The organism is Lacinutrix chionoecetis (assembly GCF_053604665.1).
Genome location: NZ_JBSHNQ010000050.1, coordinates 1 through 441, shown reverse-complemented (window position 1 = coordinate 441; position 441 = coordinate 1). Strand labels below are relative to the sequence as shown.

Here is a 441-nt window from a genome sequence, read left to right as displayed (position 1 = left end):
CAAGACGATGATATTACAGGCTTACCAACGAACACACCAGCGGTAGTTGATCCATTTGCAGACAATGGCAATGGTATCGATCAAGATCCAGATGGAACGATAGATGCAAGTACAGTAAACATCACCACACCAGGCGCAACCGATACGGATGGCGATGGCGATAACGATGAATTAGTGGTACCAGGCGAAGGCACCTGGACTGTAGATGATACTACAGGAGCAGTAACCTTCACACCAGAAGCAGGCTTTACAGGCGATCCAACACCAATCGATTACAATGTGGAAGATAACGATGGTAATGTGTCTAACGACTCAACGATTACCTTAGACTTCGATGCACAAGATCCAATCGCAGAAGACGATGATGTAGCTGGTTTACCAACCAATACACCAGCCACTGTAGATGTAACGGCAGACAATGGAAACGGAGCCGATTCAGAT

Annotated in this window: 1 protein-coding gene; it reads left to right on the top strand. The window is 46.5% G+C overall.

Features of this window, described 5'->3' with window-relative positions; all coding sequences use genetic code 11:
- The coding region (locus ACVC43_RS00840) for a hypothetical protein (RefSeq protein ID WP_452222681.1) at positions 1-441 on the top strand (441 nt) is incomplete at both ends.